Genomic DNA, 25,623 nt, shown 5'->3' with positions numbered 1-25,623 from the left:
GGGTTTACCATCGCTGCCCCTTTCATCGCCGAGTACGGCGACGGAGACGATTCGTGAGTCGAGCAGATTTTCATCAGAACAATGCCGAGCGCGCCCGCGCCGAAGCCCAACGCCTGCTGGACCAGCAAGCGGCCCTGGGCTCGCGCTGGCTGGCCTGGGTTGCCACCCAGCTGTATCAGCTCAGCCCACCGGAATACACCGCCATGGTCCGCCGCGAACTGGAGCAGCTCAACCGAGCACAGCAGCCGTGACCCAGCAGGCGCCACGCACTTCGCTCGGAGCCTGGACGGTCGACGGCCCATTGCTGTGCCGTCAGTTTTCGCCGCTGCCGGATAGTCGCAGAGCCACCGCCATGGACAAGCAAGCCAGCGACGGCCCGTTGTGGCTGGGCCTGGATGGCCTGCAGGGTGATCGGATCGCCGATCGGCGTTTTCATGGCGGGCCGGATCGCAGCCTCTGCCACTACCCGACCCAGCATTATCAGTATTGGTCGCAGCGCTTCCCGCCGCTGCGCGCGCGGCTTGGCCTCGGCGCCTTCGGTGAACCTAGGTAGCCAGGCGCTGGACGAAGAGCAGGTATGCATCGGCGATCTTCTTCGCTGGGGCACCGCGCTGATCGAGATCAGTCAGCCGCGCTCGCCCTGCATCAGGCTGGACAACCGTCACGGTGTGCGTGGCCTGGCACGGGAGCTGTCGGCGAGCGGCCGCACCGGCTGGCTCTACCGGACCATCGAGCCAGGCACCGTGCGTCCTGGCGACACGTTGCAGTTGCTCGAGCGCCCGCACCCAAAGATCAACGTCGCGCACCTGTGGCGCTGCTTTCTCGATCAGAACCTGACTGAGGACAACCTGCAGCAACTGGCGAAGCTGCCGCGTCTGGCCATGCATTATCGGGCGATCTTCCGCCAGCGTTACGACGCCCTTCGCGCCCAGCGCGACCAGCACAGCCTGTTCGACTGATACCTAGGGGCTGTTCCCGTTTCGTGCGCGGCAAATGGCGCCATCCGGCGTTGCGGGACTTGGCAAGGGAACCACCATTACCTGCGTCCCGCGCCTGCGGAACGCCGCCCGGCCATGGCGCTATTTGGCGCAGCAACGCGGCTTGCGACGAAACGGGAACAGACCCTAAGCAAAGCAGTGCGTGCAATGCAGCCCAGCAGTGCCATACTGCAGCGGTCATGGAAGACACAGGCCGGAAACAGGCTTTGCTCCAGCAGCGACAGTCAGGTCTTCGCACATCAGGACATGTCCAGCCAGCAATCAGAGGTGAACACCATGAGCAAGGGAATGGACGCAAAGAAGAACGGCAAGAAAAAGCCGATGAAAACGGCGCAAGAAAAACGGATGGCCAAGCGCGACAAGAAGAGTGGCTCGGGCACTACGCTGCTCGGCGCCCACGCCGCCACCCATTGAGCCTTATCGCTGCGACGCCCGGTCTGATGCCGGGCGTTTCAGACCCTGGCCAGACGCAACCGACCGAACAACCAGCTACCGCAAACATTCACCCCCAGGCCGAGCATCACCAGCAACGCCCCACCCAATTGCAGCGTCCCCAGCCGCTCGCCCAGTAACACGCTGGCTGACGTCAGCCCGACCACCGGCACCAGTAGCGAGAACGGGGCCACCTGGCTCGCCGGGTAACGCGACAGCAAGCGACTCCACAGGCCATAGCCGAGAATCGTCGCGCCGAATGCCAGATAGGCCAGCACTAGAATCGTCTGCCAACCAATGCCGCGCAGCGCCGCCTCGATCACCGCCGGCCCCTCGAGCCATAGCGACAGCGCCAGGAATGGCAGCGGCGGCACCAGACTGCCCCATACCACCAGCCCGACCAGGTTCACCTTGCCGACCTTGCGCGTGACGATGTTGCCCAGCGCCCACATCGACGCCGCGCAGATGGTCAGCACGAAACCGCTCAGGGTCATGCCCAGGCCGGTCTGCGCGCCGATCATCGCCAGACCGCAGGCCGCGATGACCAGTCCCAGCAAGTTGGCTGCGCGCAATCGCTCGCCGAGAAACAGCGCCGCGAAGAACAGCGTGAAGAACGCCTGCGACTGCAGCACCAGCGAGGCCAGTCCGGCCGGCATGCCATGTTTCATCGCGGTGAACAGAAAGGCGAACTGCCCGAGCGAGATGGTCAGCCCATAGGCCAGCATCCAGCGCAACGGCACCTGCGGACGCTTGATGAAGAACACCGCCGGCACGGCCGCCAGCATGAAACGCAACGCACCCAGCAGCATCGGCGGCACGTCGTGCAGGCCGACCATGATCACCACGAAGTTCATGCCCCAGACGACGATGACTACCAGCGCGAGCAGCAGATCCCGAGGCGACATGGCGACGCACCCTGTTGCGTAAAAGATGCATTAAAGACGCCGCTTCGGGTGAGCGCTCCATACAGTGATCGCCAAAATGAGCGGCACAGTGCGGAGCAACCGCCCATCGCCCTGGCACGGGCAGCACCGCCACCGGCGACGCAAGGCCGGAATACGCTATAGAATCCGCGCCTGACTTCATCACTTCAGACGGGGACGAGCATGGGCGCACAGTGGAAAGCGAAGCATAAGGAAGCGGCGGCGAACGCCAAGGGCAGGATCTTCGGAAAGCTGTCGAAGGAAATCATGATCGCAGCCCGCAGCGGTGCCGACCCCGACATGAATCCGCGCTTGCGCCTGGTCGTCGAACAGGCGAAGAAGGCCTCGATGCCCAAGGACACCCTGGAGCGCGCCATCAAGAAAGGCGCAGGCCTCAGCGGTGAGGTGGTCCACTACGAACGCACACTCTACGAAGGCTTCGCGCCGCATCAGGTGCCACTGATCGTCGAGTGCCTGACCGACAACGTCAACCGCACCGTTGCCGAAATCCGCGTGCTGTTCCGCAAAGGCCAGTTGGGCTCCTCCGGCTCGGTGAGCTGGGACTTCGACCACGTCGGCATGATCGAAGCCGCGCCTGAAGGCGACGCCGATGCGGAAATGGCCGCGATCGAGGCCGGTGCGCAGGATTTCGAAGCAGCCGACGAAGGCAGCACTCTGTTCATCACCGAACCCACCGATCTCGACGCCGTGTGCAAGGCGCTGCCGGAATTCGGCTTTACCGTGCAGTCCGCGCAACTGGGCTATCGTCCGAAGAATCCGGTCAGCCTGTCCGGTGCCGAATTGGAAGAAGTCGAAGCCTTTCTCGAGGCCATCGACGCCCACGATGACGTGCAGAACGTCTACGTTGGCTTGGCGGGCTGACAGCCATCGACTTTACTTGGGGCTGTTCCCGCGCGTGGCGATGCCGACGCGGGGGTGGGCCCTGACGAACAACGAACCCGGCGAGCATTCACCATGAGCAGCAGCAAACCGACCACGCCCTACAGTCAGCGCGAACAAGGCTATCGGGAAAAAGCACTGAAGATGTATCCCTGGGTCTGCGGTCGTTGCGCGCGGGAATTTTCCGGCAAGCGCCTGAGCGAGTTGACGGTCCACCACAAGGACCACAACCACGACAACAACCCCGAGGATGGCTCGAACTGGGAGCTGCTCTGCCTGTACTGCCACGACAACGAGCATTCCCGCTACACCGACAACCAATACCAGGCCGAAGCCAGGCCGGGCAGCGACCTGGGCCCGAAGGAAACCTTCAAGGCCTTCGCCAACCTGGCCGATCTGCTCAAGGGCAAGCAGGACTGATCGGCCAGACCGGCATTCAGCTCACTTGACCAAGAGCACCGGGACCGATACCTCATGGATCACCCGGTTCGCCACCGAGCCCATCAGCATCCCGGTGAAGCTGCCCAGACCCCGGGTGCCCATCACCACCGTGTCGCAGCCCAGCCGCTTGACCGCGTCGTTGACCTGCTCGGCAACATTGCCCAGCAGCGCATGGGTTTCGCAGCTCAGGCCGCCGGCCTGCAACACGGCTGCCGCTTCGTCGAGCACGGAGCGCGCCTTGGCCATCAGGCCGTTGTTGAGTTCATCGATCATCGCCGACGTCACGTATTCGCCGTAGATGATCGGTTCGTGCTGAACGTTGACCACATGCACCTGTAGCGCGATCCCGGTATCCCGCACCAGATCGACGACATGCTGCAGGGCGCGCTTGGCGTTGTCCGAACCATCGTATGCAACCAGAAGCCTGCGCATTTCCTGTCTCCGCTGTTGTGTGGACCTTCAGCTTAGACCAGCTGCCTGCGCGTTGCGGGCGCTGCTCGCACTTGTTTTGATCTGGCACAAGCGCGCATCATCTCGCGCCCTTTCAACGAGCCAGAGACGAGTCTGATGAACCCCGATCAAGGTCCCGCATTCGGCGTCGGCGACGCCTCGTTCCAGGCAGCCGGCGGCGAACCGGGCCTGCAACGGCTGGTCGCGGACTTCTACCAGGTGATGGACCTGGCGCCAGAAGCCGCGGGCGTCCGTGCAATGTATCCGGCGGACGTGAGCGACGCCCGGGACCGGCTGGCGAGTTTTCTGAGCGGCTGGCTGGGCGGCCCGAAGCGATACGCAGAGAAGTATGGCGGCATCAGCATTCCGCAGTTCCATACCCGCTGGCAAGTCGGCGAAGCCGAACGCGATGCCTGGCTGTTCTGCATGGAACAGGCCATCGCCCGTCAGCCATTCACGCCGGAGTTCGCCGAGTACCTGCTACGGCAGCTGCGCGTCCCCGCCGAGCGCATCCGCCAGGTGCAGGCAGCCTGCCCGATGCGTCCGGGCCAGAACTGAAGCGCCCTCCCCGCCAGAGGCTGCAATGTCATTCGTTTAAGACGTGGCGCTGCAACGTCCATAGGCGCGCCTGATCGATTAATCCGCTGGGCAGGAGAACCGAGCCACTCACCTTGCGTCATACAGACAAGGGCGGCCGTCGTGGCGGCAGCGTTCATCCGTCGAAACCGAGCTGGCTCGTTCCATGAAAATCCGCTTCGCGTCCATCAACCCGCAGAAGATCCTCGAGGTTTGCGAGATTCTCCAGCCCAGCGGAATCGAGGTGAAGCCCTTTCCCATCCGTATCGAGGAGCTGCGTACCGAGGACCTGCACCAGCTGGTCAGCGACAAGCTGCTGGTCGCCTTCAAGATGATCGGTAAACCGGTCTTCGTCGAACACACCGGGCTTTTCATCAACAGCCTCAACGGCTTTCCCGGCGGGCTGACGCAGATCTTCTGGGACCGACTGCAGGCCGAGCGATTCTCGGAGCTGATCGGGCGGCTGGACGATCCGGCCGCCGAGGCGCGGACCCTGATCGGCTATTGCGACGGTCGCAAACGGCATTTCTTCGAAGGCGTGGTCGCAGGGCGCATCGCACCGTCGCCAGCCGGGCATGGCGGCTTCGAATGGGACGACGTGTTCATTCCCGAAGGCCAGACCCAGACGTTCGCGCAGCTGGGCACGCAAAAGAACGGCCTTTCCATGCGCCGACGCGCACTCGACGCCTTCGTCGCATATCTGCGGGAGTCCTGAGCAACCATGGACCAGCTCCGCGAAGCGTACCGGAACAATCGCCTGATCCTTTTTGTCGGTTCCGGCGTATCCGCCAACATTGGCTTGCCGCCGTGGAAGGAGCTGATCGACGAGATCGCCGTGCAGCTCGACTACGACCCGGAGGTGTTCAACACCTACGGCAATTTTCTCGCCCTGGCCGAGTACTACCGGATCAAGAAAGGCAGCATCGGCCCGCTGCGCAGCTGGATGGACCGCGAGTGGCATCGCAACATCGAAATACGTGACTCGGAAATTCATCGGCTGATCGTGCGTGGCCGTTTTCCGGCGATCTATACCACCAACTATGACCGTTGGCTGGAGTACGCCCATGACGCCCATGCGGTGGACTACATCAAGATCGCCAACGCCAGTGACCTGACCAAGGCCCGTGATGGCGTCAGGCAGATCGTCAAGTTCCACGGTGACTTCGATGATGACGCCTCGATCGTGCTTGACGAGACCAGCTACTACCAGCGCCTGCAGTTCGAAACGCCGCTGGATATCAAGTTACGCGCCGACACATTGAGCAAGGCCGTTCTGTTTATCGGATACAGTCTTTCCGATACCAATATACGTCTGCTATTTCACAAGCTGTCGAAGATATGGAACGAACACGAGACGCTCGGTGTCCGGCCCATTTCATATGTGTTCTCACACAAGCCGAACCCGGTTCAGGAAGAAGTGTTGAGACAATGGGGCATTCGCATGATTGCATCGGAAGACGATGAACCCGGCGTTGCGCTGAAGAACTTCCTGCAGCAACTGGTTGAAACCTGAGAGTCTTTTTCCAAAAACAAGCGAAGCGGCATTAAAACAAGCGAAACGGCACTTTTACGAAGACACAGGCAATTTAGCATGCGCGATGTCGGGCGACATCGCGCATGTCCTGATCAGTAGTTGAAGCCAACACCGATGCTGTAGAGGAACACTCCGTCATCATATCGATCCTGTGCATCGCTGCCGCTCTTGAACAGGAACTGATATTCCGCCATCGCGGTAATGAACGTCTTGTCCTGAACCCAGTACTTGAAGCCGACTTCCGGCCCCGCCATGAACGTCTCGTCTACCCGGTCACCGTAGACACCACCAATGCTCGCACCGATGAAAGGCCGTGCCTTGCCGGTGCCGAAGTGATAATCATAGAAGACGCGAGTCGAGCCATCGAACTTGACACTTTCTCCCTCGGTATCACGCGCATTGACAGTCTGCCGGACACCCCAGAGAGAAGATTCGCTTAAATACTGGCCCCAACTTCCCTGTACGGAAAAAACAGTATCGTCAAAGTCCTTGTCGCTGCTTCCTGCACCACCCAATGTGATTTCCTTGTCACCGGTCATGGGAGCCGCACCGGCAACAGCCGGAAGCATGGCGGCAACCATTAAGGAAGTTTTGAAAAGTCGATTCATGACGGCACCTCTGCTTTTGTGCTTGTTATGAAATACGCAATAGCAATGCGTATTCCTGAGACAAGCATGTAAACCCTGAGACTGCTCAAAGGAATCGACGAATGACCGGCTTTTCATGCAAAACAATAGAAAAAAGCGTCAATTGGATGTTTTTTATAAATTTAGCCTAGAACGCGATACTGTTATGCCAGCACAACAGCCTTCAAATAGATATTAGAAAGGCAATTATAGAATCGCTGCGTGATATACATATAAACCTGTCCATTCAATCAGCCAGCCACATCCGCACTCTTCTCGTGAAGTTCAAGCGCATCATCTTCCCGTTCATCATCGAAATAACGGCTGAACGCGAGATACATCCACACGGGTGTCAAGGCCAACCCAACGGCGATACATATCCACGCCAGCACAGAACTTCCTTCCGGCTGTGGGAACAGCAACCGCCCCACGCCGATCAATAACGTGTAGACCGATAGCGCCGTAACGCCTACCGCAAACAGGCGTACACCGAGGGCCTTGAGCGACTCCCGGCGCGAGACGCCACAACGCACGGCGGTCTGTCCCCAGAAGCCGAACGGCCGCACCCTGCGATAGAAGCGATCCAGCGTCTCCTGGTCCGTGGGCGGGGTGATGTAGCTGACCAGAATCGCGGCGCTGCAGGTAACCAGGGACATGATGCCCAGACGTATCCACTCACGCTCCGGATCGGTGCCCAGGTAGTAGAGCAGCAAGGGGGCGGTGATCAGCGATGCGATCATTGCCGTCAGCTCGGAGTACAGATTGATCCTCTCCCAGAGCCAGCGCAGTACCAGCACCGAACCCATTCCGGCACCGAACAGCAAGGAGATGAACCAGGCCGTCTGGATCGAACCGAGGTTGGCCATGATGACCATCGCGATCAGCAGGATCAGCACGTTGGAAAGACGCGCAACCAGAACCAGCTCTTTGTCCTTGGGCTTGCGCTTGAGCAGCTTCGGCGCGACGACCCCACCATAGACATCATTGCTCCAGTACGAAGCGCCCCAATTGAGGTGCGTATCCACGGTCGACGCCAGGGCCGCCAGTAGGCCCACCAGCATCAACCCGCGGAAACCCGGCGGTAGCAATTCTTCGATACCGGTGACGAACAGCGCCTCGCGCGCGGCGGTGAAACCTTCACCACTCATCTCTTCTGGACTGAACGGATACAGCACCAGCAGACCGATCGCGATCGCCAGCCAGAACAGGCTGCGCAGGAATATCTGCAGCCAGGTGAATACCAAACCGGCAATACGCGCCTCACGATCTGTCGGGCAAGCCATGCTGCGCTGCGCCAGGTATCCAGTACCGTCGGAATTCATCTGGAACAGCCACTGCAAACCGACGATCACCAGAAATGGCGTCAGCGCCTCGCCGGCATTGCTCGGCGGCGAGAACGAAAGCATCTTGGCCGCCTGCTCGCTGCCATACAGCTCGACGATCCGATCGGTCAGGCCGCCCAGTCCACCGGCTGCGTCCACCACGAACCAGGCATATACCAACGTACCCAGCATCGCCACGCTGAACTGCATGACATCGGTCTGCACCACCGCACGCAGGCCTCCGGTGATCGAGTACATCGCCGTGAAGGTCAGGATCAACAGGATCGAAATGAGATTGTTGGTGCTGGTCGTCAGCTGATCGAGCCCACTGATGCTCTCTCCAAGCCGTATGCCGCTGGCTTCCACTGCGCCCATGATCACCGCGTAGACGCCGCCCGGCAGCCACTCGTGCCATGGCAGAAACACCTCGGCAATGCGAATGGCCGCGACCAGTACCATCGCCAGCACCACACAGTTGATAACGGTGCCGTAATAGATCGCCTTGAACAGGCGCAACGGCACCACTGCGGGACCGCTGTAGCGCACACGAGTGAGTTCGGCGTCGGTGAGCACCCCGGCACGGCGCCAACCGGAGGCGAATACCCATGCCAGCAGCAGGAATGCCAACCCATATATCCACAGCCGCCACAACGCAAAAACCCCGGCAGTCGCGACCAGACCGCTGACCAGCAACGGCGTATCGGCCGCGAACTGCGTGGCGGACATCGACACACCTGCACGCCAGCCCTTGATGGTTCGTCCGGCAAGAAAGTATTCGTGAAGGCTCTGCGAGGCTTTGGAGCGGGCGCGCATCCCTGCCGAAAGGCCGTAGAAAACGAATGCGAGCACAATCAGTAGATCCAACATGTTGTTATTCCTGTCGTTGGAAACGCTAAGGGTGAGAGCGCCAAGACGAGGGAAAAGATGCAGCGAACGGATGAACGGCAGCGGTCGGATACAGGGCGTATGGCGATCGCAGCTCAGGCGCTAGACTAGCGCCCTCGAAGAATCCACGGTCGGTCATGCCCACTCTCGACTATTCGCCGCTCCCCAAGGCTCTGCAGCCGCTGCTGGTCAGGTTCTATCGAGCCCACAACAGCCGTAACCGCATACGTCCCGAGGCCACATGCTGGGTGGCCCGGCGCGGCGCTATCCTCGGTGGGCTCTGCCTGACGCCAGTAGCGGATGGGCATTTTCTGACCGGCTTGTTGGTGACCCCTTCGCAGCGAAGCCGCGGCATCGGCGCGCAGCTTGTACGCGAAGCGCTGATGTCGAACAGCGGACCGGTCTGGCTGTTCTGTAAACCGGAACTTCTGGATTTCTATACGCGACTTGGCTTCGTCATGACGGACCAGCTGCCTGACACCCTGGCCGACCGACTGGCCCGCTACCGGCGGACCAAGGCACTGATTGCCCTGCTCAATGACCGAAGGATGATGCCCATGCCAGCTGCAACCCTGAACATCGCCATCGCCTGCCTGATCGACGAACGCGGACGCCTCCTGGTCGTGCGCAAACGCAGCACCCGCTTCTTCATGCTCCCCGGGGGCAAGGCAGAACCGGGCGAAACACCTCTGCAAACCCTCAAGCGTGAGCTTCATGAAGAACTCGACCTGAGGCTCGAGGATGATGACCTCGAGTCGTTCGGGCATTTCCGCGCACCGGCTGCCAACGAGCCGGACCATCAGGTGGAGGCGGATGTGTTCATCGGACGCCTGCCCCACGCAGTGAAGGTGCAGGCCGAACTGGAAGAACTGGGTTGGCTGGAGATCGCGCCATGCGCGAGGGAGGATGTGGCGCCGCTGTTGCGCAGGCATATCATGCCTGCGCTCTTGATGCGTACGGAGGGGAAGGAACAAGCCGTCTGAGCGCGCCCTCCGGTTGATCAGGGCGAGATCGGATCGCTGGCTGGAAAGGTTTCTTCGATAGCCTCATCGAGCTGATCTTCGTCAGCCTCATCCGGCCGACGGGTCACGTCGTCCTGCTCTTTGGTGGGCTGGTCGTTGTGCTGGTCGCCGTTCATGTGGTTCTCCGCTGATGGACTGTTCCCATTAGGCCGTGCCCCGGCCACTGGGTTCAGCGGGAGTTTCTCGCAGGCAAAAAAAAGGGGCGGGTTTGACCCCGCCCGCCTCCTTCCTTGTTCCCTGTATCCCTTCTCATCTTCCTGGATGACACCGCTTCCTGCGGCGGTCCTTGACCTTCATCCTGAAGGCCGCGCTAATCCCTGAGCACGGGTGCGATATTAATGATCGGCGTGACGACAACAAGCTGTGGCATCCAGCCGCAGCACTGCCTGGCCCATCCAGAGCATCTAATAATTTCTATAACAATCAGTAAGTTGCGTAGTGATCCGGGCATAAATCGCCGGTCGCCGTAGCTGTTTCGTGGGCTTTGCTTACAACGCTTGTAAGCAAATGCGTACACAGGGAGAGGACAACCAGGAAAACCGACCGCGGCGGATTAAGCCAAGGGATCGACCCAAGGCCGCGTGTGCAAGGGGTCAGGAAAAGTGCAGCAGCGGCGGGATTGTCGTCGGGCCCGGCAACCAGACCCGACGACATTGATGTCACTGGAACAGCGCGTCGCTCGACAGGCCGTTACGCTCGAGAATCTCGCGCAGACGGCGCAGCGCCTCCACCTGAATCTGGCGAACACGCTCGCGGGTCAGGCCGATCTCCTGCCCCACCTCCTCCAGCGTCGAGGCTTCATGGCCGCGCAGGCCAAAACGACGGATAACCACCTCCCGCTGCTTTTCGGACAGATCAGACAGCCATTGGTCGATGCTGTTGGACAGATCGTCATCCAGCAGGAGCTCGCAAGGATCGGTCGGGCGATCGTCGGTCAGTGTATCGAGCAGCGTCTTGTCCGTGTCCGGGCCAAGCGACACATCCACTGAAGTGACACGTTCGTTGAGCCCGAGCATGCGCTTAACCTCACCGACCGGCTTCTCCAGCAGGTTGGCGATCTCTTCAGGGCTGGGTTCGTGGTCGAGCTTCTGGGTCAGCTCGCGAGCGGCCCGGAGGTAGACGTTCAATTCCTTGACCACATGAATCGGCAGGCGAATCGTGCGGGTCTGATTCATGATCGCCCGTTCGATGGTCTGTCGAATCCACCAGGTGGCATAGGTGGAAAAGCGGAAGCCGCGCTCGGGGTCGAATTTCTCCACCGCGCGAATCAGACCGAGATTGCCCTCCTCGACCAGATCGAGCAGGGAAAGACCCCGATTGACGTAGCGTCGGGCGATCTTCACCACCAGGCGAAGGTTGCTTTCGATCATGCGCTTGCGCCCCGCCGGATCGCCTTTCTGCGCCAAACGCGCGAAATGCACTTCTTCTTCGGGGGTCAGGAGGGGGGAGAAACCGATTTCGTTGAGATACAACTGGGTTGCATCTAGCGCCCGGTTGTAGTCGATGAACTTGTGCTGTTTGCTGGATGTGGCCTTGGGTCTGCCTGCACTGGCAGCCTTGGTCACTTTGTCTTTCTGGTCGAAGTGGATCGGCGTTTCCATGAGCAGAACCGCATCGTCGACGTCAAACTCCAGCGCGTGGTCTTTAAGTGCCATTTTATTCTTGTCCTGTTCCGGGTTCGACAACAGGCCCAAGCGGCGCGGGTCCCTGGCTACGCTCAAGCCCAACCTAGTGCTGGAACAGGCAGGCGACAGGTCAACGTCTTGGCAGGTATTGCAGCGGGTCTACGGGTTTGCCCTGGCGACGAATCTCGAAATGCAGCTTCACCCGGTCGGTTCCCGTCGATCCCATCTCGGCGATACTTTGCCCAGCCTTGACTTGTTGACCCTCCCGCACCAGCAGCCTGCGGTTGTGTCCGTAGGCGCTTACATAGGTATCGCTGTGCTTGATGATCACAAGTTCGCCGTAACCCCGTAATCCACTGCCGGCGTACACAACAGTCCCATCAGAAGCAGCCAGGACAGGCTGTCCCAAATCCCCAGCGATATCAATTCCTTTATTCAAACTACCGTTTGAGGAAAAACGACCGATGATCGTGCCGTTCGCTGGCCATGCCCAACCGCTTGCAGAGCGGGTCACAGGCGTAACCGGAGTGCGCGCCGGCTGGCTAACCGCGGGCTTAGGTTGTGTGGTGATCGCCGGCTGGCGCGGCACCGGATTGGCGACCACGACCGGGGTGGATGAGGCGGGACTGGAAGAAGGCTTGGGCACCGGCTGCGGGGTAGCAGCGGCCGTTCGGGTGGCGCCGCCGCTAAAGCGAATCCGCTGACCGGGATAGATGACATGCGGCGGCTGAATGCCGTTTACGCGGGCCAGATCGCGCCAATCCCAGCCAAAGCGGAAAGCGATGGACCACAGCGTGTCGCCGCGGCGCACGATGTACTGCCCGCTGGTGACACGATCACGCTGGTTGCGATCGACGACCTGCACACCACCGCCCGGAGGCGAGGATGCGCAACCGACCAGCGTGCCGGCGATCACCAGCACGCCGACCATCGAGCGGACCAAAGGGTCGCGAATCCACCGCCGTACTGCTGTGAGCCTCAATGCCCGCTCCCTTTCATAGACACGTGCGTCAAACGCCTTCCGTCATCGGCTGGCGTCGCCCGGCGAACCACTCGAGACCCAGCACCAGGACGATGCCGCCCACGGCCAGCAGTATGGCCAGCAGCAACTGCGGGTCCTGGCCAGTCAAATCGCCATAGGCGCCGGGCAGCAGATTCTGCTGCAGGACCGGAACGTTCTCGCCGCTGGAGTTGGTACGCCAGGTCAGCGTTTCCTTCCACGGCCAGACCTTGTTCAGCGAGCCGAGCATCAATCCGGTCAGAAACGCCAGGGTCAGGTCGCGCCAGCGCTTGAGCAGCCAGCTGAGGAACTTGGCAAAGCTGAGCAGACCCACCAGGCAACCGGCAGCGAAGATCGCCATCACGCCGATATCGAAGTTCTTTACCGCACCCAGCACCACCGGATACAGCCCCAGCAAGACGAGGATGAAGCTGCCGGAGATCCCCGGAAGGATCATGGCGCAGATGGCGATGGCACCGGCGAAGAACAGGCTCAGGCCGTCACTGCCCCATTGCACCGGGGCCGCCACCGTTATCCAGTAGGCGAAACCGATACCCAGGCAGAAACTCACCAGCCGCGACAGGTTGCGCCGCTGGATCTCCTTGCCCACCAGATGCACGGAAACCAGGATCAGGCCGAAGAAGAAGGACCAGACGGGAATCGGATGCTCTTCCAGCAGGAAGGTAATCAGCCTGGCCAGGCTGAGGATGCTGGTCAGGATGCCGGCAAACAGCACCACCAGAAAACTGCCGTTGGCGGTCTTCCACGCCTCGGCGACGCGCCCCCGCAGCAACGGGCGGATGGCATAGGGCACCGCACTGATCGAACGCAGCAGCTCGTCGTAGATGCCGGTGATGAAAGCCACCGTACCGCCCGAGACACCGGGCACCACATCCGCTGCGCCCATGGCCATGCCCTTGGCGTACAACAATAAAGCGTCTTTCATGCTTTCTTCCGCTGAATGATCAAATCACGGGGCCATTGAGCAGCGGCACGAAACGTACGGTATCCAGAAGATGACGCGAAAAGCCGTTCTCCTCTCGAATGATCAGCATGAGTTGCTGGACCTCGCCGGCCCCTACCGGGATCACCAGACGCCCACCGGGCGCCAACTGATCGAGCAGGGCCTGCGGCACATCGGCTGCCGCTGCGGTGACGATGATCCCGTTGTAAGGCGCCAATGCTGGCCAGCCTTCCCAACCATCGCCCCAGCGAAAGACCACATTGCGCAGCTTGAGTTCGGCGAGGCGCTCCTTGGCTCGGTCCTGCAGCGCCTGAATGCGCTCGACCGAGAAGACCCGCTCGACCAGCTGCGCCAGCACGGCGGTCTGGTAGCCGGAGCCGGTCCCGATTTCGAGAACCTTGTCCAGCGGCCCGTCGGCCAGCAGCAGCTCGCTCATGCGTGCAACCATGAACGGCTGGGAAATGGTCTGGTTGTGTCCGATCGGCAGCGCCGTATCTTCATAGGCACGGTGCGCCAGGGCTTCGTCTACGAACAGATGACGTGGCGTGCGGCGGATGACTTCGAGCACCTGGGCGCTGGAAAGACCTTCCTCGTACAGGCGCTGGATGAGGCGATCGCGGGTGCGTTGGGAGGTCATTCCCGACCCATGCAGCAGGCTGTCTTGTTCGCGATGTCTCACAGCACGTTCTCCAGCCAGCTCTCGAGACCGTTGAAGGCCTCATGAAAAGTTCGATCCAGCTGCAGCGGGGTAATCGATACGTAACCCTGCATCACCGCATGAAAATCGGTACCCGGTCCACCATCCTCGACGTCCCCGGCCACGGATATCCAGTAGCCCTCCTTGCCGCGAGGGTTGGCCTGTTTGACCGGCGGCTTGGCACGGCTGCGATGCCCCAGACGGGTAAGCTGGATACCACGAATGTGATCAAGCGGCAGGTTCGGGACGTTGACGCTGAGCACCGTGCGCGGCGGCACTTCGAGCTGGTCGTGCTTCTCCACCAGCAGGCGCGCAATATGCGCGGCGGTCGGCAGGTTTTCCGTCGAGCGAGAGACCAGCGAGAAGGCAAAGGCCGGGCGGCCGGTGAAGCGGCCTTCGATGGCCGCAGCAACCGTGCCGGAATAGAGCACATCGTCACCCAGATTGGCGCCGAGGTTGATGCCCGAAACCACCATGTCCGGTGTTTCTTCGAGCAGCCCGTTCAGGCCCAGATGCACGCAATCGGTGGGCGAGCCGTTCAGCCCGATGAAGCCGTTCGGCATACTGACAGGATGAAGCGGGCGGTCTAGGGTAAGGGCGCTGCTGGCGCCGCTCATGTCCTGGATCGGGGCTACCACCTTGCACTCGGCATAGTCGGCCAGCGCGTCATAAAGCGCGGCGAGCCCGGGTGCATACACCCCGTCGTCGTTGGCGATCAGAATACGCATCAGATGTCCGTCTGCCCTGCCAGGCTGACCAGCTCACGCACCACGGCGGTGGCGAAGCATCCGGTCGGCAGGACGAATTCCAGTTGCAGAATGTCAGGCTCGGGATAATGCCACGACAAACCGCCGATGGGGAGGCGAAGAATGCGCCGTTCGTGCTTCATTCCTGCCTGCGCCAGCCAATTGACGACTATGGCTTCGTTTTCGGCGACGGCGTTTTCCAGTGCCTGAATTTCGTCACCTGCTGGAGAGCCTTCCATGCCCCATAAAGGGCCGGTCGGATGCAGATCCAGAATCGTCAGGCGCGGGTCGTCGCACTCGTCCGGCCCGGCCGGGAAAAAGCTGCGACTGTCGGTGAATGCTAGGAGATCGCCTACTCGTGCCTGATCCCAGCTGCCATCCCCAACCCGTTCGGCGAGCACACGGTTGAACAGGTAACTGCGACCAGCCGAAAGCAGCCGCGAACGCATGTTGCGCTGCTCCGGAAGCTCACCTTTCGCCGCGAAGTGCCGTGCACCGTGCAGGTTGCTGCCCTCATAGCCGAAACGCTGCAGGCCGAAGTAATTCGGCACGCCGGAGGCCTTGATCCGCTCCAGCCGCTCATCCAGCGCGGCATGTTCACCGCGCAGCTCCGTCAAGCGTAGGCGGAAGCCATTGGCCGAGTGCGCGCCGCGCTGCAGCTTACGCTGATGCCGAGTGCGCTTGAGGATCGCCAGGCCGTCGCTCTCGGCAGCGGCAAGATCCGGATCGCTCATGCCCGGCAGATGCAGGCTGAACCACTGGCGAGTCAATGCCTGGCGGTCCTTGAGCCCGGCGTAGCTGATCATCTTCAGCGGCACGCCAGCGGCGCGGGCGATGCGTTTGGCGGCTTCCTCGGTGTTCAGATTGCGCTTTTCCACCCACAACCAGAGGTGCTCGCCTTCGCCGGACAGCGGGATATCGAGCACTTCATCGACCTGAAAATCCTCAGCAACCGCTTTCAGCACCGCACTGCCACAGGGCTCGCCATGGGCGCGCGGCCCGAGCAGCTGATCTTCGGTCATGCGCGGACCAGCAAGGCAACCGCGTGAACGGCGATCCCCTCCTCACGCCCGGTGAAACCCAGCTTCTCGGTCGTGGTGGCCTTGACGTTGACCTGGTCCAGCTCGACCTGCAGGTCGGCCGCGATCAACGCGCGCATGCTGTCGATGTGCGGTGCCATCTTCGGCGCCTGGGCGATGATGGTGGCGTCGACATTGCCGACGACGTATCCCTTGACTTGGACCTGGACGAGCACATGGCGCAGCAGAGCGCGGCTGTCGGCGCCCTTGAATTGCGGGTCGGTGTCCGGGAAGTGCTTGCCGATATCGCCCAGCGCAGCGGCACCGAGCAACGCGTCACTCAAGGCATGTAGCAGCACGTCACCGTCGGAATGAGCCAACAGCCCGAACCTGTGTGGAATCCGCACGCCGCCAAGCGTGATGTGATCGCCCTCGCCGAAGCGGTGCACGTCGTAACCGTGGCCGATACGCATAGATGCAAAACCCTGAAAATCTCGAGGCGGCGATTCTACAGGAGCCGGGTGCTGCTTGAGTGTCCGCGGCACCTCCCGATCATCGACACAGCCAATAACCACCATCAGTCGAATCGATCTCATATCGGAAAACAACGATATATAGTTCGCCTCATTCCGATATACAGCCCAGAGCCATCCCATGCCGGACGACTTCGACGACATCATCAAGGCCCTCGCCCACCCGCTGCGTCGCGACATCCTGCGCTGGCTGAAGGAGCCGCAGCGGTATTTCTCCGAGCAGCACCATTCGCTGGAAAACGGCGTCTGTGCCGGGCAGATCGACCAGCGTGCCGGCCTGTCGCAGTCAACCGTATCGGCCCATCTGGCGACCCTGCAGAAAGCCGGGCTGATCACCAGCCAAAAGGTCGGCCAGTGGCACTTCTTCAAGCGCAACGACGCGATCATCGAATCGTTTGTCGAGCGCATCGGTCAGGAACTCTGAGTCCCTTTTCGCACCACCAGTAAAGGAGCGGTATTGCTATGCCCACACTTTTCGACCCGATCAAGATCGGCGATCTGGAACTGAACAACCGCGTCATCATGGCTCCCCTGACCCGCTGCCGCGCCGAGCCCGGCCGCGTTCCCGGCGGCCTGATTGCCGAGTACTACGCCCAGCGCGCCGACGCCGGCCTGATCATCAGCGAAGCCACCTCGGTGACCCCGATGGGCGTCGGCTACCCGGACACCCCCGGCATCTGGTCCGCCGAGCAGATTCAGGGCTGGAAAAAGGTCACCGATGCAGTGCACGCCAAAGGCGGCAAGATCGTCCTGCAGCTCTGGCACGTCGGCCGTATCTCCGACCCGATCTACCTCGACGGCCAGCTACCGGTCGCACCCAGCGCCATCAAACCAGCCGGCCATGTCAGCCTGGTGCGACCAATGAAGGATTACGAGACGCCTCGTGCGCTGGAAGCCGCGGAGATTCCGGGCATCGTTGAGGCCTACCGCAAGGGTGCGGAGAACGCTAAGGAAGCTGGTTTCGATGGGGTCGAGATTCATGGCGCGAACGGCTATCTGCTCGACCAGTTCCTGCAGGACAGCACCAACCAGCGCAGTGACGCCTACGGTGGCTCGCTGAAAAACCGCGCCCGGCTGATGCTGGAAGTGACCGATGCGGCCATCTCCGTGTGGGGCGCAGGGCGTGTTGGCGTACACCTGGCGCCGCGTGCCGACTCCCATGACATGGGCGATTCCAACCGCGCCGAGACCTTTGGCTACGTTGCCGGTGAACTGGGCAAGCGCGGTATCGCCTTCATCTGCACTCGCGAAAAAGCCGGTGAAGACAGCCTCGGCCCACAGCTGAAGAAGATATTCGGTGGCATCTATATCGCCAACGAACGCTTCACCAAGGAACAGGCCAACGCCTGGCTGACTGAGGGCAAGGCCGATGCCGTGGCCTTCGGCATCCCGTACATCGCCAACCCGGATCTGGTCGAGCGCCTGCGTCAGGACGCACCGCTGAACGAGCCGAAACCCGAGCTGTTCTACGCCCAGGGCCCGGCTGGCTATACCGATTATCCGTCGCTCTAAGCTCCTGGCGATGGAAAGGCCCGACCGGCATGTCCGGACGGGCCTTTTTTATTTTTGCCGCGCTGCCACCTGACGTGTCGACCAGCGCGGCGAGCCGAGCCGGACGTGAGGATGAGGCTTCACGATCATCCACCCTGCGCCTTCAGCGCCTCGGCATGATGGCGCAGGTGATCACCGATGAAGCTGGCGATGAAGTAGTAGCTGTGGTCATAGCCCGGCTGGATGCGCAGCGTCAGCGGGTGCCCGACAGCGTCCGCAGCGGCACGCAGCGCCTGCGGTTTGAGCTGACCCTCCATGAAGTCATCGCGATCGCCCTGATCGACCAGCATCGGCAGCTTCTCGCCGGCATCGGCAATCAGCGCGCAGGCATCCCACTCGCGCCAGCGCGAACGGTCGGCGCCCAAGTAGCGGCTGAACGCCTTCTCGCCCCACGGGCAGTTGAGCGGGTTGCTGATGGGTGCGAAAGCCGAAAGCGACTGGTAGCGACCGGGATTCTTCAGCGCACAGATCAGCGCGCCGTGGCCACCCATCGAATGCCCGCTGATGCCCCGGCGGTCGGAGACAGGGAAGTTCGCCTCGACCAGTGCCGGCAGCTCGTCGACGACGTAATCGTACATCCGGTAATGCTGAGCCCAGGGTTCCTGGGTGGCGTTGAGGTAGAAGCCAGCGCCAAGGCCGAAGTCCCAGGCCCCATCGGGATCGTCTGGCACGCCGGCGCCGCGTGGGCTGGTATCCGGCGCGACAATGATCAGGCCGAGCTCGGCAGCCAGCCGCAACGCCCCGGCCTTCTGCATGAAGTTCTCATCGGTGCAGGTCAGCCCGGACAGCCAGTAAAGCACCGGCAGCTGTTCGCCCTGCTCCGCCTGCGGCGGCAGGTACACGGCGAACACCATGTCGCAGTTCAGGCTGCTGGAACGGTGGCGATAGCGCTTGTGCCAGCCGCCGAAGCTCTTGTTGCTGGAAACGATTTCAAGGGTCATGTACAGGCCTCGCGAAGGTGGAAACCGCGCGGGCTTCCACCGGTCGAGGTGGACAACCCGTCTGGCGACGGCGTTATCCACCCTGGGGATCAGAAGTGAATGACGGTCCGGATGCTCTTGCCTTCGTGCATCAGGTCGAACGCTTCGTTGATCTGGTCCAGGGGCATGTTGTGGGTGATGAAGGTGTCCAGCGGAATCTCGCCGCTCTGCGCCTTCTCCACATAGCTCGGCAGCTCGGTACGACCCTTCACGCCGCCGAAAGCCGAACCGCGCCAGACGCGTCCCGTGACCAGCTGGAACGGACGGGTACTGATCTCCTGCCCCGCACCGGCGACGCCGATGATGGTCGACTCGCCCCAGCCCTTGTGGCAGCACTCGAGCGCCGCGCGCATCAGTTGAACGTTGCCAACGCACTCGAAGGAATAGTCGACGCCGCCGTCGGTCATCTCGACGATCACGTCCTGGATCGGCTTGTCGTGGTCCTTCGGATTGACGAAATCGGTGGCGCCCAGTTCTTCGGCAATGGCGAACTTGCCCGGATTGATGTCGATGGCAATGATCCGGCTGGCCTTGGCCATCTTCGCACCGATGATCGCTGCCAGGCCGATGCCGCCCAGGCCGAATATCGCCACGGTCGCACCCTCTTCCACCTTCGCGGTGTTGAGCACGGCACCGATACCGGTGGTGACGCCGCAACCGAGCAGGCAGACCTTTTCCAGCGGGGCCTCTTTCGGGATCTTAGCCACCGAGACTTCCGGCAGCACGGTGTACTCGGAGAAGGTCGAGCAGCCCATGTAGTGGTAGATCGGCTCGCCCTGATAGCTGAAGCGGGTGGTGCCGTCGGGCATCAGACCCTTGCCCTGAGTGGCGCGAACCGAGCTGCAGAGGTTGGTCTTGCCCGACTTGCAGAACTTGCACTGCCGGCATTCGGCGGTATAGAGCGGAATCACGTGATCGCCGACGGCAACCGAGGTGACGCCCTCGCCCACCGCCTCGACGATGCCGCCGCCCTCGTGACCGAGGATGCACGGAAACACGCCCTCCGAATCCTCGCCCGAGAGCGTGTAAGCATCGGTGTGGCACACACCGGTGGCGACGATGCGGATCAGGACTTCGCCAGCCTTGGGTGGGGCTACGTCCACTTCCACGATCTGCAGAGGCTGGTTGGGGCCGAAGGCAACGGCGGCGCGCGACTTGATGGTCATGGACATCACTCTCGATGTGACTGGAAAGCAGAGAGTGTAATTCATGGCCAAACGGGGATTAATGATGGCCACGGGAAAACATTATTGCTGTTGAGGGACAATCGGCGCTCATCACGCTAGGATCTTTGAACCCGCTTGCTGGGAATCTGACACCGGAGAACCCATGAGCCGCTGGGAAGGCCTCGACGAATTCGTGGCTGTCGCCGAATGCGGCAGCTTCATGCGCGCCGCTGAGCGGCTGCGGGTTTCATCCTCGCATGTCAGCCGACAGGTCGCGCGCCTTGAAGAACGCCTGCAGGCGCGTTTGCTCTATCGCACCACCCGCCGCGTCTCGCTGACCGAGGCCGGGCATACCTTCTTCACCCGCTGCCAGCGCTTGATCGAGGAACGTGACGAAGCCTTTCTGGCCATCAGCGATCTGCACAGCGCACCGACCGGGCTGTTACGCATGACCGCTGCAGTGGCCTATGGCGAGCGCTTCATCGTGCCGCTGGTGAACGAATTCATGGCCCAGCACCCGCAACTGCGCGTCGATATCGAGCTGTCCAACCGCACCCTCGATCTGGTTCAGGAGGGCTACGACCTGGCCATCCGCCTCGGCAAACTCGGCGAGTCGCGCCTGGTCGCCACCCGCATCGCGCCGCGAGCAATGTACCTGTGCGCTGCACCGAACTACCTGGAACGCTACGGACGGCCTCACACCCTGTCGGAGCTGGCTCGACACAACTGCCTGATCGGCACGAGCGACATCTGGTCGTTTCAGATCGAGGGCCGCGAGCAGCACTTCAAGCCCAGCGGCAACTGGCGCTGCAACAGTGGCGAGGCGGTGCTGGATGCAGCCCTGCGTGGCTTTGGCCTGTGCCAGCTGCCGGACTACTACGTGCAAGGGCCGCTGCGTCGCGGCGAGCTGGTTTCGCTACTGGAAAGCAATCAGCCGCCAGATACCGCCGTGTGGGCGGTTTACCCGCAACGGCGCTACCCGCTACCGAAAGTTCGCCTCTTGATCGAGGCGCTCAAGACCGGTCTTGCCAGACGTTCGGAGTACGCCGGGAGTCGCGACTGGAACGGGCACTGAACCGCGCGTCAGACGCCTCTAATGACGCGGAACCCGCCTTAATCCCCCACGTCGTACCCTGTGTAGCTGCTGCTCTTCGAGCCGCCCGCGCTGGACGAGCGCAGCGCTGCAATCAGGAGGAAACCATGCAGGTTCTGGTGAACAGTAACCACAGCATCAGCGTAACCGCCGATCTGGAAGAGCGAGTGAAGGCCACGGTCGAGACCGAACTGGAGCGCTTCGATGATCATCTGACCCGAGTCGAGGTCCATCTCAACGACGAAAACAGCAGCAAGAGCGGTCCCCATGACAAGCGCTGTCAGATGGAGGCGAGGGTCAAGGGTCACGACCCCATCTCGGCCACCCACAAGGCCGAAACGCTGGACTTGGCAATCAACGGCGCCGCGGAGAAGCTGAACCACGCGCTGAGCCACGTTCTGGACAAGCTCAACCGCCACTGACTGGCCCTCGATGGCCAATGAGCGCGCCATCGACACTTCTGCGAGGGACCGAACCACCGCTACTGGAGGCCACGCATGAACCGACTGCTCGACCGTGAAACCCTGACCAAACTGCTGTCAAAACGAGACGGGCCCTGCCTGTCCGTGTACCAGCCCACTCATCGCAGCTTTCCCGAGCGTCAGCAGGACCCGATCCGCTTCAAGCACCTGGTCAAGCAGCTGGAAGAATCACTCAAGCAGCAAGGCCATGGCGACAAGGCACACACCCTGCTCGAGCCATTCTACGCCCTGATCGATAACAGCGACTTCTGGAATCACAGCCTCGACGGCCTGGCCGCTTTTGCCGCCAAGGACTACTTCCAGGTCTATCGACTGCAACGCAGCGTGCCGGAAATGGCCGTGGCCAACGCGCGCATGCACCTCAAACCGCTGGTACGCATTGCACAGTCAGCCGACCACTTTCAGATCCTCTGCCTCTCGCGCGACTCGGTACGCTTGTTCGAGGGCAACCGTGATGCCCTCGACGAGGTGAAGCTGCACGACGGTGTGCCCAGAACACTCGCCGACGCCTTGGGCAGCGACCTCACCGAGAAGGGTCAAAGTGGGTTTCCCCAGGGTTATGGCCGCTCCAGCGAACGCGGCGACCCGATGCAGGTGGAGGCCGGCGGCAGCGGCAAGCAGGCGGAGATCGACCGGGACCGTGATCGCTACTTTCGCGAAGTCGATCGCGCCATCACCGAACATCACTCGCGCCCATCCGGCCTGCCGCTGATCCTCGCCGCTCTGCCCGAGCAGCAGTCGCACTTCCGACGCCTCAGCCACAATGACTGCCTGCTGCCGGAGGGCATCGAGACCGGCCAGAACGCATTGAGCGTCAATGAGCTACGTGAGAAAAGCTGGATGGTGATGCAGCCGCGCTATCTCAAGCGCCTGGAAGGCTTGCTCAACCAGTTCGGCGTATCCCATGGCCAGGGGCTGGCATCCGACCACCTCGAGGATATCGGCCAAGCCACCCGCCAGGGCCGGGTCGCCACCTTGCTGGTGGAGGCCGAGCGGCAGATTCCCGGCCATGTCGACAAAACTGACGGAACGGCAACGCCGACCAGCGAAGATGACGTCAACACACCCGACCTGCTGGACGAGCTGACCATCTGGACACTCGAGCAAGGTGGAGACGTGGTTGTGGTACCGACCGAACGGATGCCGACCGGCACCGGCGCTGCGGCGATCTATCGTTTCTGATGTAAATGGCGGGCAGGCAACCCCTGCCCGTTCTCAAGACTCGCGGTCTGTCTTCCAGCGCTGCGCCAGCCACTCCAGATCTTCGGGCCGGGTGACCTTCAGGTTGTCCGCCCGCCCTTCTACCACCCTAGGCGAGTGACCTGCCCACTCCAGTGCCGACGCCTCGTCGGTAACCTGCATACGGGAGGCGAGTGCAGCTTCGAGCGCGTCGCACAACATGCCCAGGCGGAACATCTGCGGAGTGAAAGCCTGCCAGATGACGCTGCGGTCCACCGTCTCCACCACACGCCCATCCGGACCTACGCGCTTGAGGGTGTCCCGCGCCGGAACAGCCAGCAGACCACCGACCGGATCATCGGCCAACTCGGCCAGCAACCTGTCCAGATCCTCACGCGCCAGATTGGGACGGGCCGCGTCGTGTACCAGCACCCAGTCATGCTCATTCGCGCCCAGCTCATCGAGGCGCTGCAGCCCACTGAGTACCGAATCACAACGCTCACGACCGCCCGGTGCAAGCTGCACGCGAGTATCGCGAGCGCAGGGCAGCGCTGGCCAGTAGGGATCGTCAGGCGCAATGCAAACCACCAAACCAGCAAGTGCCGGGTGGTCCAGAAAACAATCGAGGGTGTGTTCGATGATGCTGCGCTCACCCAGCAACAGATACTGCTTGGGACGGTCAGCGCGCATACGACTGCCGACACCGGCAGCCGGGATGACGACCCAGAAGGCAGGCTGATCGCGCGGGCTCATTCGATCAGCTGATAGAGGGTTTCGCCCTCTTTGACCATGCCGAGCTCCTGGCGGGCCCGCTCTTCGACGGTCTCCATGCCCTGCTTGAGCTCCAGAACCTCCGCCTCGAGGATTCGATTGCGCTCCAGGAGCCGCTCGTTCTCACCCTGCTGTTCGGCGATCTGCTTGTTCAGGCCATTGACCTGAGCCAGGCTGCCCTCGCCCACCCAGAGACGGTACTGCAGACCACCCAGCAGCAGTATCAGTACGACGAACAACCAGTAGGGGCGACGCATAGAAGGCATGAAACGACTTCAGCTGAAATTCGGGTATTGGCAAACAGCGACGGCTCTGGAGGCACGAAGAGTTTGCACGCGGGCACGGAGCGATTGAAACAAAAAAGGGCGACTTGCGCCGCCCTTTTTTAAGCACCGCGGATCAGCCGCGGAATTCGGCGCGACCCTTGTACGGTGCCTTGCCGGCCAGCTGCTCTTCGATACGCAGCAGCTGGTTGTACTTCGACACGCGATCCGAGCGGCACAGCGAACCGGTCTTGATCTGACCAGCGGCAGTACCCACAGCCAGGTCGGCAATGGTGCTGTCCTCGGTTTCACCGGAACGGTGCGAAATCACCGCGGTATAACCAGCAGCCTTGGCCATCTGGATGGCTTCCAGGGTCTCGGTCAGCGAGCCGATCTGGTTGAACTTGATCAGGATCGAGTTACCGATCTCCTCGTCGATGCCGCGCTTGAGGATCTTGGTGTTGGTCACGAACAGGTCGTCACCGACCAGTTGCACCTTGTCGCCGATCTTGTCGGTCAGCACCTTCCAACCGGCCCAGTCGGATTCGTCCATGCCATCTTCGATGGAGATGATCGGATAGCGCTGGCTGAGGCCGGCCAGGTAGTCGGCGAATCCGGCGGCGTCGAACACCTTGCCTTCGCCGGCCAGGTCGTACTTGCCGTCCTTGAAGAACTCGGAGGAAGCGCAGTCCAGAGCCAGTGTGACGTCGTCACCCAGCGTGTAGCCGGCGTTGGCGACGGCTTCGGCGATTGCGGCCAGGGCGTCTTCGTTGGACGCCAGGTTCGGCGCGAACCCCCCCTCGTCACCCACGGAGGTGCTCAGGCCCCGGGCCTTCAGCACAGCCTTCAGGTGGTGGAAGATCTCGGCGCCCATGCGCAGCGCGTCGGCGAAGGTCTTGGCGCCGACCGGCTGGACCATGAATTCCTGGATGTCGACGTTGTTGTCGGCATGCTCGCCGCCGTTGATGATGTTCATCATCGGTACCGGCATGGAGTAGACGCCCGGGGTACCGTTCAGATCGGCAATGTGCGCGTACAGCGGCACGCCCTTGGCCTGAGCAGCAGCCTTGGCGGCAGCCAGCGACACGGCAAGGATGGCGTTGGCCCCCAGCTTGCCTTTGTTCTCGGTACCGTCGAGCTCGATCATCGCCTGGTCCAGCGCTTTCTGATCGAGCGGGTCCTTGCCCAACAGCAGGTCACGGATCGGGCCATTTACGTTGGCTACGGCGGTCAGTACGCCCTTGCCCAGGTAACGGCTCTTGTCGCCATCACGCAGTTCCAAAGCCTCGCGGGAACCGGTGGATGCACCAGACGGCGCGCAGGCGCTGCCGATGATGCCGTTGTCCAGGATCACGTCGGCTTCCACTGTGGGGTTGCCACGGGAATCGAGAACTTCACGCCCCTTGATGTCGACGATCTTTGCCATTGTTGTTAACACTCCGTAG

The 25,623-nt window shown here is 61.8% G+C and carries 30 protein-coding genes and 1 pseudogene; 14 read left to right on the top strand and 17 right to left on the bottom strand.

Annotated features, from left to right (window positions below):
* Positions 1–53: 53 nt before the first annotated feature.
* The 3 genes and pseudogenes from RT582_RS11670 (at position 54) to RT582_RS11660 (ending at position 1,412) form a co-directional block, all read left to right on the top strand.
* Entirely contained in the window at positions 54–251 is a 198-nt protein-coding gene (locus tag RT582_RS11670) for a hypothetical protein (protein ID WP_278390933.1), read from the top strand.
* Positions 248–959: pseudogene (locus RT582_RS11665) on the top strand (MOSC domain-containing protein). Before RT582_RS11670 ends, RT582_RS11665 begins: the two are co-directional and overlap by 4 nt.
* 315 nt (positions 960–1,274) lie before the next feature.
* Positions 1,275–1,412: a hypothetical protein gene (locus RT582_RS11660; protein ID WP_156924007.1), complete on the top strand. Its 138-nt coding sequence runs from the start codon at positions 1,275–1,277 to the stop codon at positions 1,410–1,412.
* Positions 1,413–1,450: 38 nt separating this feature from the next.
* Here RT582_RS11660 and RT582_RS11655 read toward each other — a convergent pair whose 3' ends face one another.
* Positions 1,451–2,335: an O-acetylserine/cysteine exporter gene (locus RT582_RS11655; protein WP_014819937.1), complete on the bottom strand. Its 885-nt coding sequence runs from the start codon at positions 2,333–2,335 to the stop codon at positions 1,451–1,453.
* Between the two features lie 201 nt (positions 2,336–2,536).
* Between RT582_RS11655 and RT582_RS11650 the strand changes: the two genes are divergently transcribed.
* Positions 2,537–3,235, top strand: a complete 699-nt coding sequence (locus RT582_RS11650; RefSeq protein ID WP_014819936.1) for a YebC/PmpR family DNA-binding transcriptional regulator — start codon at positions 2,537–2,539, stop codon at positions 3,233–3,235.
* 93 nt (positions 3,236–3,328) lie between these two features.
* Complete coding sequence (locus RT582_RS11645; RefSeq protein ID WP_003299313.1) at positions 3,329–3,673, top strand: YajD family HNH nuclease; 345 nt, start codon at positions 3,329–3,331, stop codon at positions 3,671–3,673.
* Between the two features lie 21 nt (positions 3,674–3,694).
* Here the strand turns inward: RT582_RS11645 and RT582_RS11640 are convergent, their stop codons facing one another.
* Entirely contained in the window at positions 3,695–4,126 is a 432-nt protein-coding gene (locus RT582_RS11640) for a universal stress protein (RefSeq protein ID WP_313477478.1), read from the bottom strand.
* Positions 4,127–4,261: 135 nt separating this feature from the next.
* On the opposite strand from RT582_RS11640, the gene RT582_RS11635 reads away from it, so the two are divergent.
* The 3 genes from RT582_RS11635 (at position 4,262) to RT582_RS11625 (ending at position 6,233) form a co-directional block, all read left to right on the top strand.
* Positions 4,262–4,702, top strand: coding sequence for a group II truncated hemoglobin (locus RT582_RS11635; protein ID WP_313477476.1), 441 nt, complete (start codon positions 4,262–4,264; stop codon positions 4,700–4,702).
* Between the two features lie 184 nt (positions 4,703–4,886).
* The gene (locus RT582_RS11630) at positions 4,887–5,435 is read left to right on the top strand and encodes a non-canonical purine NTP pyrophosphatase (RefSeq protein ID WP_042925699.1); all 549 of its coding nucleotides are present in this window, start codon (positions 4,887–4,889) and stop codon (positions 5,433–5,435) included.
* Between the two features lie 6 nt (positions 5,436–5,441).
* Positions 5,442–6,233 (top strand): SIR2 family protein, encoded by a 792-nt coding sequence (locus RT582_RS11625; RefSeq protein WP_041013568.1) that lies wholly within the window; start codon positions 5,442–5,444, stop codon positions 6,231–6,233.
* A 113-nt stretch (positions 6,234–6,346) separates the two neighbouring features.
* Here the strand turns inward: RT582_RS11625 and RT582_RS11620 are convergent, their stop codons facing one another.
* Both RT582_RS11620 and RT582_RS11615 read right to left on the bottom strand, forming a co-directional pair.
* The gene (locus tag RT582_RS11620; protein WP_014819933.1) at positions 6,347–6,862 is read right to left on the bottom strand and encodes a hypothetical protein; all 516 of its coding nucleotides are present in this window, start codon (positions 6,860–6,862) and stop codon (positions 6,347–6,349) included.
* Positions 6,863–7,131: 269 nt separating this feature from the next.
* Entirely contained in the window at positions 7,132–9,069 is a 1,938-nt protein-coding gene (locus tag RT582_RS11615; protein ID WP_221103098.1) for a sodium:solute symporter family protein, read from the bottom strand.
* A gap of 155 nt (positions 9,070–9,224) precedes the next feature.
* Between RT582_RS11615 and RT582_RS11610 the strand changes: the two genes are divergently transcribed.
* Positions 9,225–10,070, top strand: a complete 846-nt coding sequence (locus tag RT582_RS11610) for a GNAT family N-acetyltransferase (protein WP_278362067.1) — start codon at positions 9,225–9,227, stop codon at positions 10,068–10,070.
* Positions 10,071–10,087: 17 nt separating this feature from the next.
* Here RT582_RS11610 and RT582_RS11605 read toward each other — a convergent pair whose 3' ends face one another.
* The 8 genes from RT582_RS11605 to ispF all read right to left on the bottom strand — a co-directional run bounded on the left by RT582_RS11605 (position 10,088) and on the right by ispF (position 16,633).
* Positions 10,088–10,225 (bottom strand): hypothetical protein, encoded by a 138-nt coding sequence (locus RT582_RS11605; RefSeq protein ID WP_003299325.1) that lies wholly within the window; start codon positions 10,223–10,225, stop codon positions 10,088–10,090.
* A gap of 543 nt (positions 10,226–10,768) precedes the next feature.
* The gene (gene rpoS / locus RT582_RS11600; RefSeq protein WP_003299327.1) at positions 10,769–11,764 is read right to left on the bottom strand and encodes an RNA polymerase sigma factor RpoS; all 996 of its coding nucleotides are present in this window, start codon (positions 11,762–11,764) and stop codon (positions 10,769–10,771) included.
* Positions 11,765–11,864: 100 nt separating this feature from the next.
* Entirely contained in the window at positions 11,865–12,665 is an 801-nt protein-coding gene (locus RT582_RS11595) for a peptidoglycan DD-metalloendopeptidase family protein (protein ID WP_313477470.1), read from the bottom strand.
* Positions 12,666–12,744: 79 nt separating this feature from the next.
* Positions 12,745–13,680 (bottom strand): DUF368 domain-containing protein, encoded by a 936-nt coding sequence (locus tag RT582_RS11590; RefSeq protein ID WP_023443764.1) that lies wholly within the window; start codon positions 13,678–13,680, stop codon positions 12,745–12,747.
* Positions 13,681–13,699: 19 nt separating this feature from the next.
* Positions 13,700–14,335 (bottom strand): protein-L-isoaspartate(D-aspartate) O-methyltransferase, encoded by a 636-nt coding sequence (locus RT582_RS11585; protein ID WP_003299331.1) that lies wholly within the window; start codon positions 14,333–14,335, stop codon positions 13,700–13,702.
* Positions 14,336–14,373: 38 nt separating this feature from the next.
* Complete coding sequence (gene surE / locus RT582_RS11580; protein ID WP_003299332.1) at positions 14,374–15,123, bottom strand: 5'/3'-nucleotidase SurE; 750 nt, start codon at positions 15,121–15,123, stop codon at positions 14,374–14,376.
* The gene (gene truD / locus RT582_RS11575; RefSeq protein ID WP_313477467.1) at positions 15,123–16,163 is read right to left on the bottom strand and encodes a tRNA pseudouridine(13) synthase TruD; all 1,041 of its coding nucleotides are present in this window, start codon (positions 16,161–16,163) and stop codon (positions 15,123–15,125) included. Before truD ends, surE begins: the two co-directional genes overlap by 1 nt.
* Entirely contained in the window at positions 16,160–16,633 is a 474-nt protein-coding gene (gene ispF, locus RT582_RS11570) for a 2-C-methyl-D-erythritol 2,4-cyclodiphosphate synthase (protein WP_125878138.1), read from the bottom strand. The genes truD and ispF overlap by 4 nt, the downstream gene beginning before the upstream one ends.
* A 181-nt stretch (positions 16,634–16,814) precedes the next feature.
* Here ispF and RT582_RS11565 point away from each other — a divergent pair, with 181 nt between their 5' ends.
* Positions 16,815–17,117, top strand: coding sequence for an ArsR/SmtB family transcription factor (locus tag RT582_RS11565; RefSeq protein WP_003285796.1), 303 nt, complete (start codon positions 16,815–16,817; stop codon positions 17,115–17,117).
* A 38-nt stretch (positions 17,118–17,155) separates the two neighbouring features.
* A complete protein-coding gene (locus RT582_RS11560; protein ID WP_313477464.1) occupies positions 17,156–18,205 on the top strand; it encodes an alkene reductase in 1,050 nt (349 codons plus the stop codon).
* A 125-nt stretch (positions 18,206–18,330) separates the two neighbouring features.
* On the opposite strand, the gene fghA is transcribed toward RT582_RS11560, so the two are convergent.
* Together fghA and RT582_RS11550 are read right to left on the bottom strand one after the other, a co-directional pair.
* A complete protein-coding gene (gene fghA / locus RT582_RS11555) occupies positions 18,331–19,185 on the bottom strand; it encodes an S-formylglutathione hydrolase (RefSeq protein WP_313477462.1) in 855 nt (284 codons plus the stop codon).
* Between the two features lie 89 nt (positions 19,186–19,274).
* A complete protein-coding gene (locus RT582_RS11550) occupies positions 19,275–20,390 on the bottom strand; it encodes an S-(hydroxymethyl)glutathione dehydrogenase/class III alcohol dehydrogenase (RefSeq protein WP_041013633.1) in 1,116 nt (371 codons plus the stop codon).
* 163 nt (positions 20,391–20,553) lie between these two features.
* On the opposite strand from RT582_RS11550, the gene RT582_RS11545 reads away from it, so the two are divergent.
* From RT582_RS11545 to RT582_RS11535, 3 genes are all read left to right on the top strand, one after another.
* Positions 20,554–21,465, top strand: coding sequence for a LysR family transcriptional regulator (locus RT582_RS11545; protein WP_313474211.1), 912 nt, complete (start codon positions 20,554–20,556; stop codon positions 21,463–21,465).
* Positions 21,466–21,590: 125 nt separating this feature from the next.
* Positions 21,591–21,905, top strand: coding sequence for an HPF/RaiA family ribosome-associated protein (locus RT582_RS11540; RefSeq protein WP_014819923.1), 315 nt, complete (start codon positions 21,591–21,593; stop codon positions 21,903–21,905).
* 75 nt (positions 21,906–21,980) lie between these two features.
* Positions 21,981–23,147: a baeRF3 domain-containing protein gene (locus RT582_RS11535; protein WP_313477461.1), complete on the top strand. Its 1,167-nt coding sequence runs from the start codon at positions 21,981–21,983 to the stop codon at positions 23,145–23,147.
* 33 nt (positions 23,148–23,180) lie between these two features.
* On the opposite strand, the gene ispD is transcribed toward RT582_RS11535, so the two are convergent.
* From ispD to eno, 3 genes are all read right to left on the bottom strand, one after another.
* Positions 23,181–23,897, bottom strand: coding sequence for a 2-C-methyl-D-erythritol 4-phosphate cytidylyltransferase (gene ispD, locus RT582_RS11530; RefSeq protein ID WP_090518987.1), 717 nt, complete (start codon positions 23,895–23,897; stop codon positions 23,181–23,183).
* Entirely contained in the window at positions 23,894–24,172 is a 279-nt protein-coding gene (gene ftsB, locus RT582_RS11525) for a cell division protein FtsB (RefSeq protein WP_014819920.1), read from the bottom strand. The genes ispD and ftsB overlap by 4 nt, the downstream gene beginning before the upstream one ends.
* 142 nt (positions 24,173–24,314) lie before the next feature.
* Entirely contained in the window at positions 24,315–25,604 is a 1,290-nt protein-coding gene (eno, locus tag RT582_RS11520) for a phosphopyruvate hydratase (RefSeq protein WP_313477459.1), read from the bottom strand.
* Positions 25,605–25,623: the final 19 nt, after the last annotated feature.

This window comes from Stutzerimonas kunmingensis (genome assembly GCF_032106285.1).
Lineage (GTDB): Bacteria > Pseudomonadota > Gammaproteobacteria > Pseudomonadales > Pseudomonadaceae > Stutzerimonas > Stutzerimonas kunmingensis_B.
This window is presented reverse-complemented; position numbering and strand designations above follow the sequence as displayed.

Excerpts from the sequence above, each read along its gene's own strand:
- RT582_RS11660 (WP_156924007.1), top strand. The coding sequence starts at position 1,275 with ATGAGCAAGGGAATGGACGCAAAGAAGAACGGCAAGAAAAAGCCGATG.
- RT582_RS11655 (WP_014819937.1), bottom strand. The coding sequence starts at position 2,335 with ATGTCGCCTCGGGATCTGCTGCTCGCGCTGGTAGTCATCGTCGTCTGG.
- RT582_RS11650 (WP_014819936.1), top strand. The coding sequence starts at position 2,537 with ATGGGCGCACAGTGGAAAGCGAAGCATAAGGAAGCGGCGGCGAACGCC.
- RT582_RS11645 (WP_003299313.1), top strand. The coding sequence starts at position 3,329 with ATGAGCAGCAGCAAACCGACCACGCCCTACAGTCAGCGCGAACAAGGC.
- RT582_RS11640 (WP_313477478.1), bottom strand. The coding sequence starts at position 4,126 with ATGCGCAGGCTTCTGGTTGCATACGATGGTTCGGACAACGCCAAGCGC.
- RT582_RS11635 (WP_313477476.1), top strand. The coding sequence starts at position 4,262 with ATGAACCCCGATCAAGGTCCCGCATTCGGCGTCGGCGACGCCTCGTTC.
- RT582_RS11630 (WP_042925699.1), top strand. The coding sequence starts at position 4,887 with ATGAAAATCCGCTTCGCGTCCATCAACCCGCAGAAGATCCTCGAGGTT.
- RT582_RS11625 (WP_041013568.1), top strand. The coding sequence starts at position 5,442 with ATGGACCAGCTCCGCGAAGCGTACCGGAACAATCGCCTGATCCTTTTT.
- RT582_RS11620 (WP_014819933.1), bottom strand. The coding sequence starts at position 6,862 with ATGAATCGACTTTTCAAAACTTCCTTAATGGTTGCCGCCATGCTTCCG.
- RT582_RS11615 (WP_221103098.1), bottom strand. The coding sequence starts at position 9,069 with ATGTTGGATCTACTGATTGTGCTCGCATTCGTTTTCTACGGCCTTTCG.
- RT582_RS11610 (WP_278362067.1), top strand. The coding sequence starts at position 9,225 with ATGCCCACTCTCGACTATTCGCCGCTCCCCAAGGCTCTGCAGCCGCTG.
- RT582_RS11605 (WP_003299325.1), bottom strand. The coding sequence starts at position 10,225 with ATGAACGGCGACCAGCACAACGACCAGCCCACCAAAGAGCAGGACGAC.
- rpoS (WP_003299327.1), bottom strand. The coding sequence starts at position 11,764 with ATGGCACTTAAAGACCACGCGCTGGAGTTTGACGTCGACGATGCGGTT.
- RT582_RS11595 (WP_313477470.1), bottom strand. The coding sequence starts at position 12,665 with ATGGTCGGCGTGCTGGTGATCGCCGGCACGCTGGTCGGTTGCGCATCC.
- RT582_RS11590 (WP_023443764.1), bottom strand. The coding sequence starts at position 13,680 with ATGAAAGACGCTTTATTGTTGTACGCCAAGGGCATGGCCATGGGCGCA.
- RT582_RS11585 (WP_003299331.1), bottom strand. The coding sequence starts at position 14,335 with ATGACCTCCCAACGCACCCGCGATCGCCTCATCCAGCGCCTGTACGAG.
- surE (WP_003299332.1), bottom strand. The coding sequence starts at position 15,123 with ATGCGTATTCTGATCGCCAACGACGACGGGGTGTATGCACCCGGGCTC.
- truD (WP_313477467.1), bottom strand. The coding sequence starts at position 16,163 with ATGACCGAAGATCAGCTGCTCGGGCCGCGCGCCCATGGCGAGCCCTGT.
- ispF (WP_125878138.1), bottom strand. The coding sequence starts at position 16,633 with ATGCGTATCGGCCACGGTTACGACGTGCACCGCTTCGGCGAGGGCGAT.
- RT582_RS11565 (WP_003285796.1), top strand. The coding sequence starts at position 16,815 with ATGCCGGACGACTTCGACGACATCATCAAGGCCCTCGCCCACCCGCTG.
- RT582_RS11560 (WP_313477464.1), top strand. The coding sequence starts at position 17,156 with ATGCCCACACTTTTCGACCCGATCAAGATCGGCGATCTGGAACTGAAC.
- fghA (WP_313477462.1), bottom strand. The coding sequence starts at position 19,185 with ATGACCCTTGAAATCGTTTCCAGCAACAAGAGCTTCGGCGGCTGGCAC.
- RT582_RS11550 (WP_041013633.1), bottom strand. The coding sequence starts at position 20,390 with ATGACCATCAAGTCGCGCGCCGCCGTTGCCTTCGGCCCCAACCAGCCT.
- RT582_RS11545 (WP_313474211.1), top strand. The coding sequence starts at position 20,554 with ATGAGCCGCTGGGAAGGCCTCGACGAATTCGTGGCTGTCGCCGAATGC.
- RT582_RS11540 (WP_014819923.1), top strand. The coding sequence starts at position 21,591 with ATGCAGGTTCTGGTGAACAGTAACCACAGCATCAGCGTAACCGCCGAT.
- RT582_RS11535 (WP_313477461.1), top strand. The coding sequence starts at position 21,981 with ATGAACCGACTGCTCGACCGTGAAACCCTGACCAAACTGCTGTCAAAA.
- ispD (WP_090518987.1), bottom strand. The coding sequence starts at position 23,897 with ATGAGCCCGCGCGATCAGCCTGCCTTCTGGGTCGTCATCCCGGCTGCC.
- ftsB (WP_014819920.1), bottom strand. The coding sequence starts at position 24,172 with ATGCGTCGCCCCTACTGGTTGTTCGTCGTACTGATACTGCTGCTGGGT.
- eno (WP_313477459.1), bottom strand. The coding sequence starts at position 25,604 with ATGGCAAAGATCGTCGACATCAAGGGGCGTGAAGTTCTCGATTCCCGT.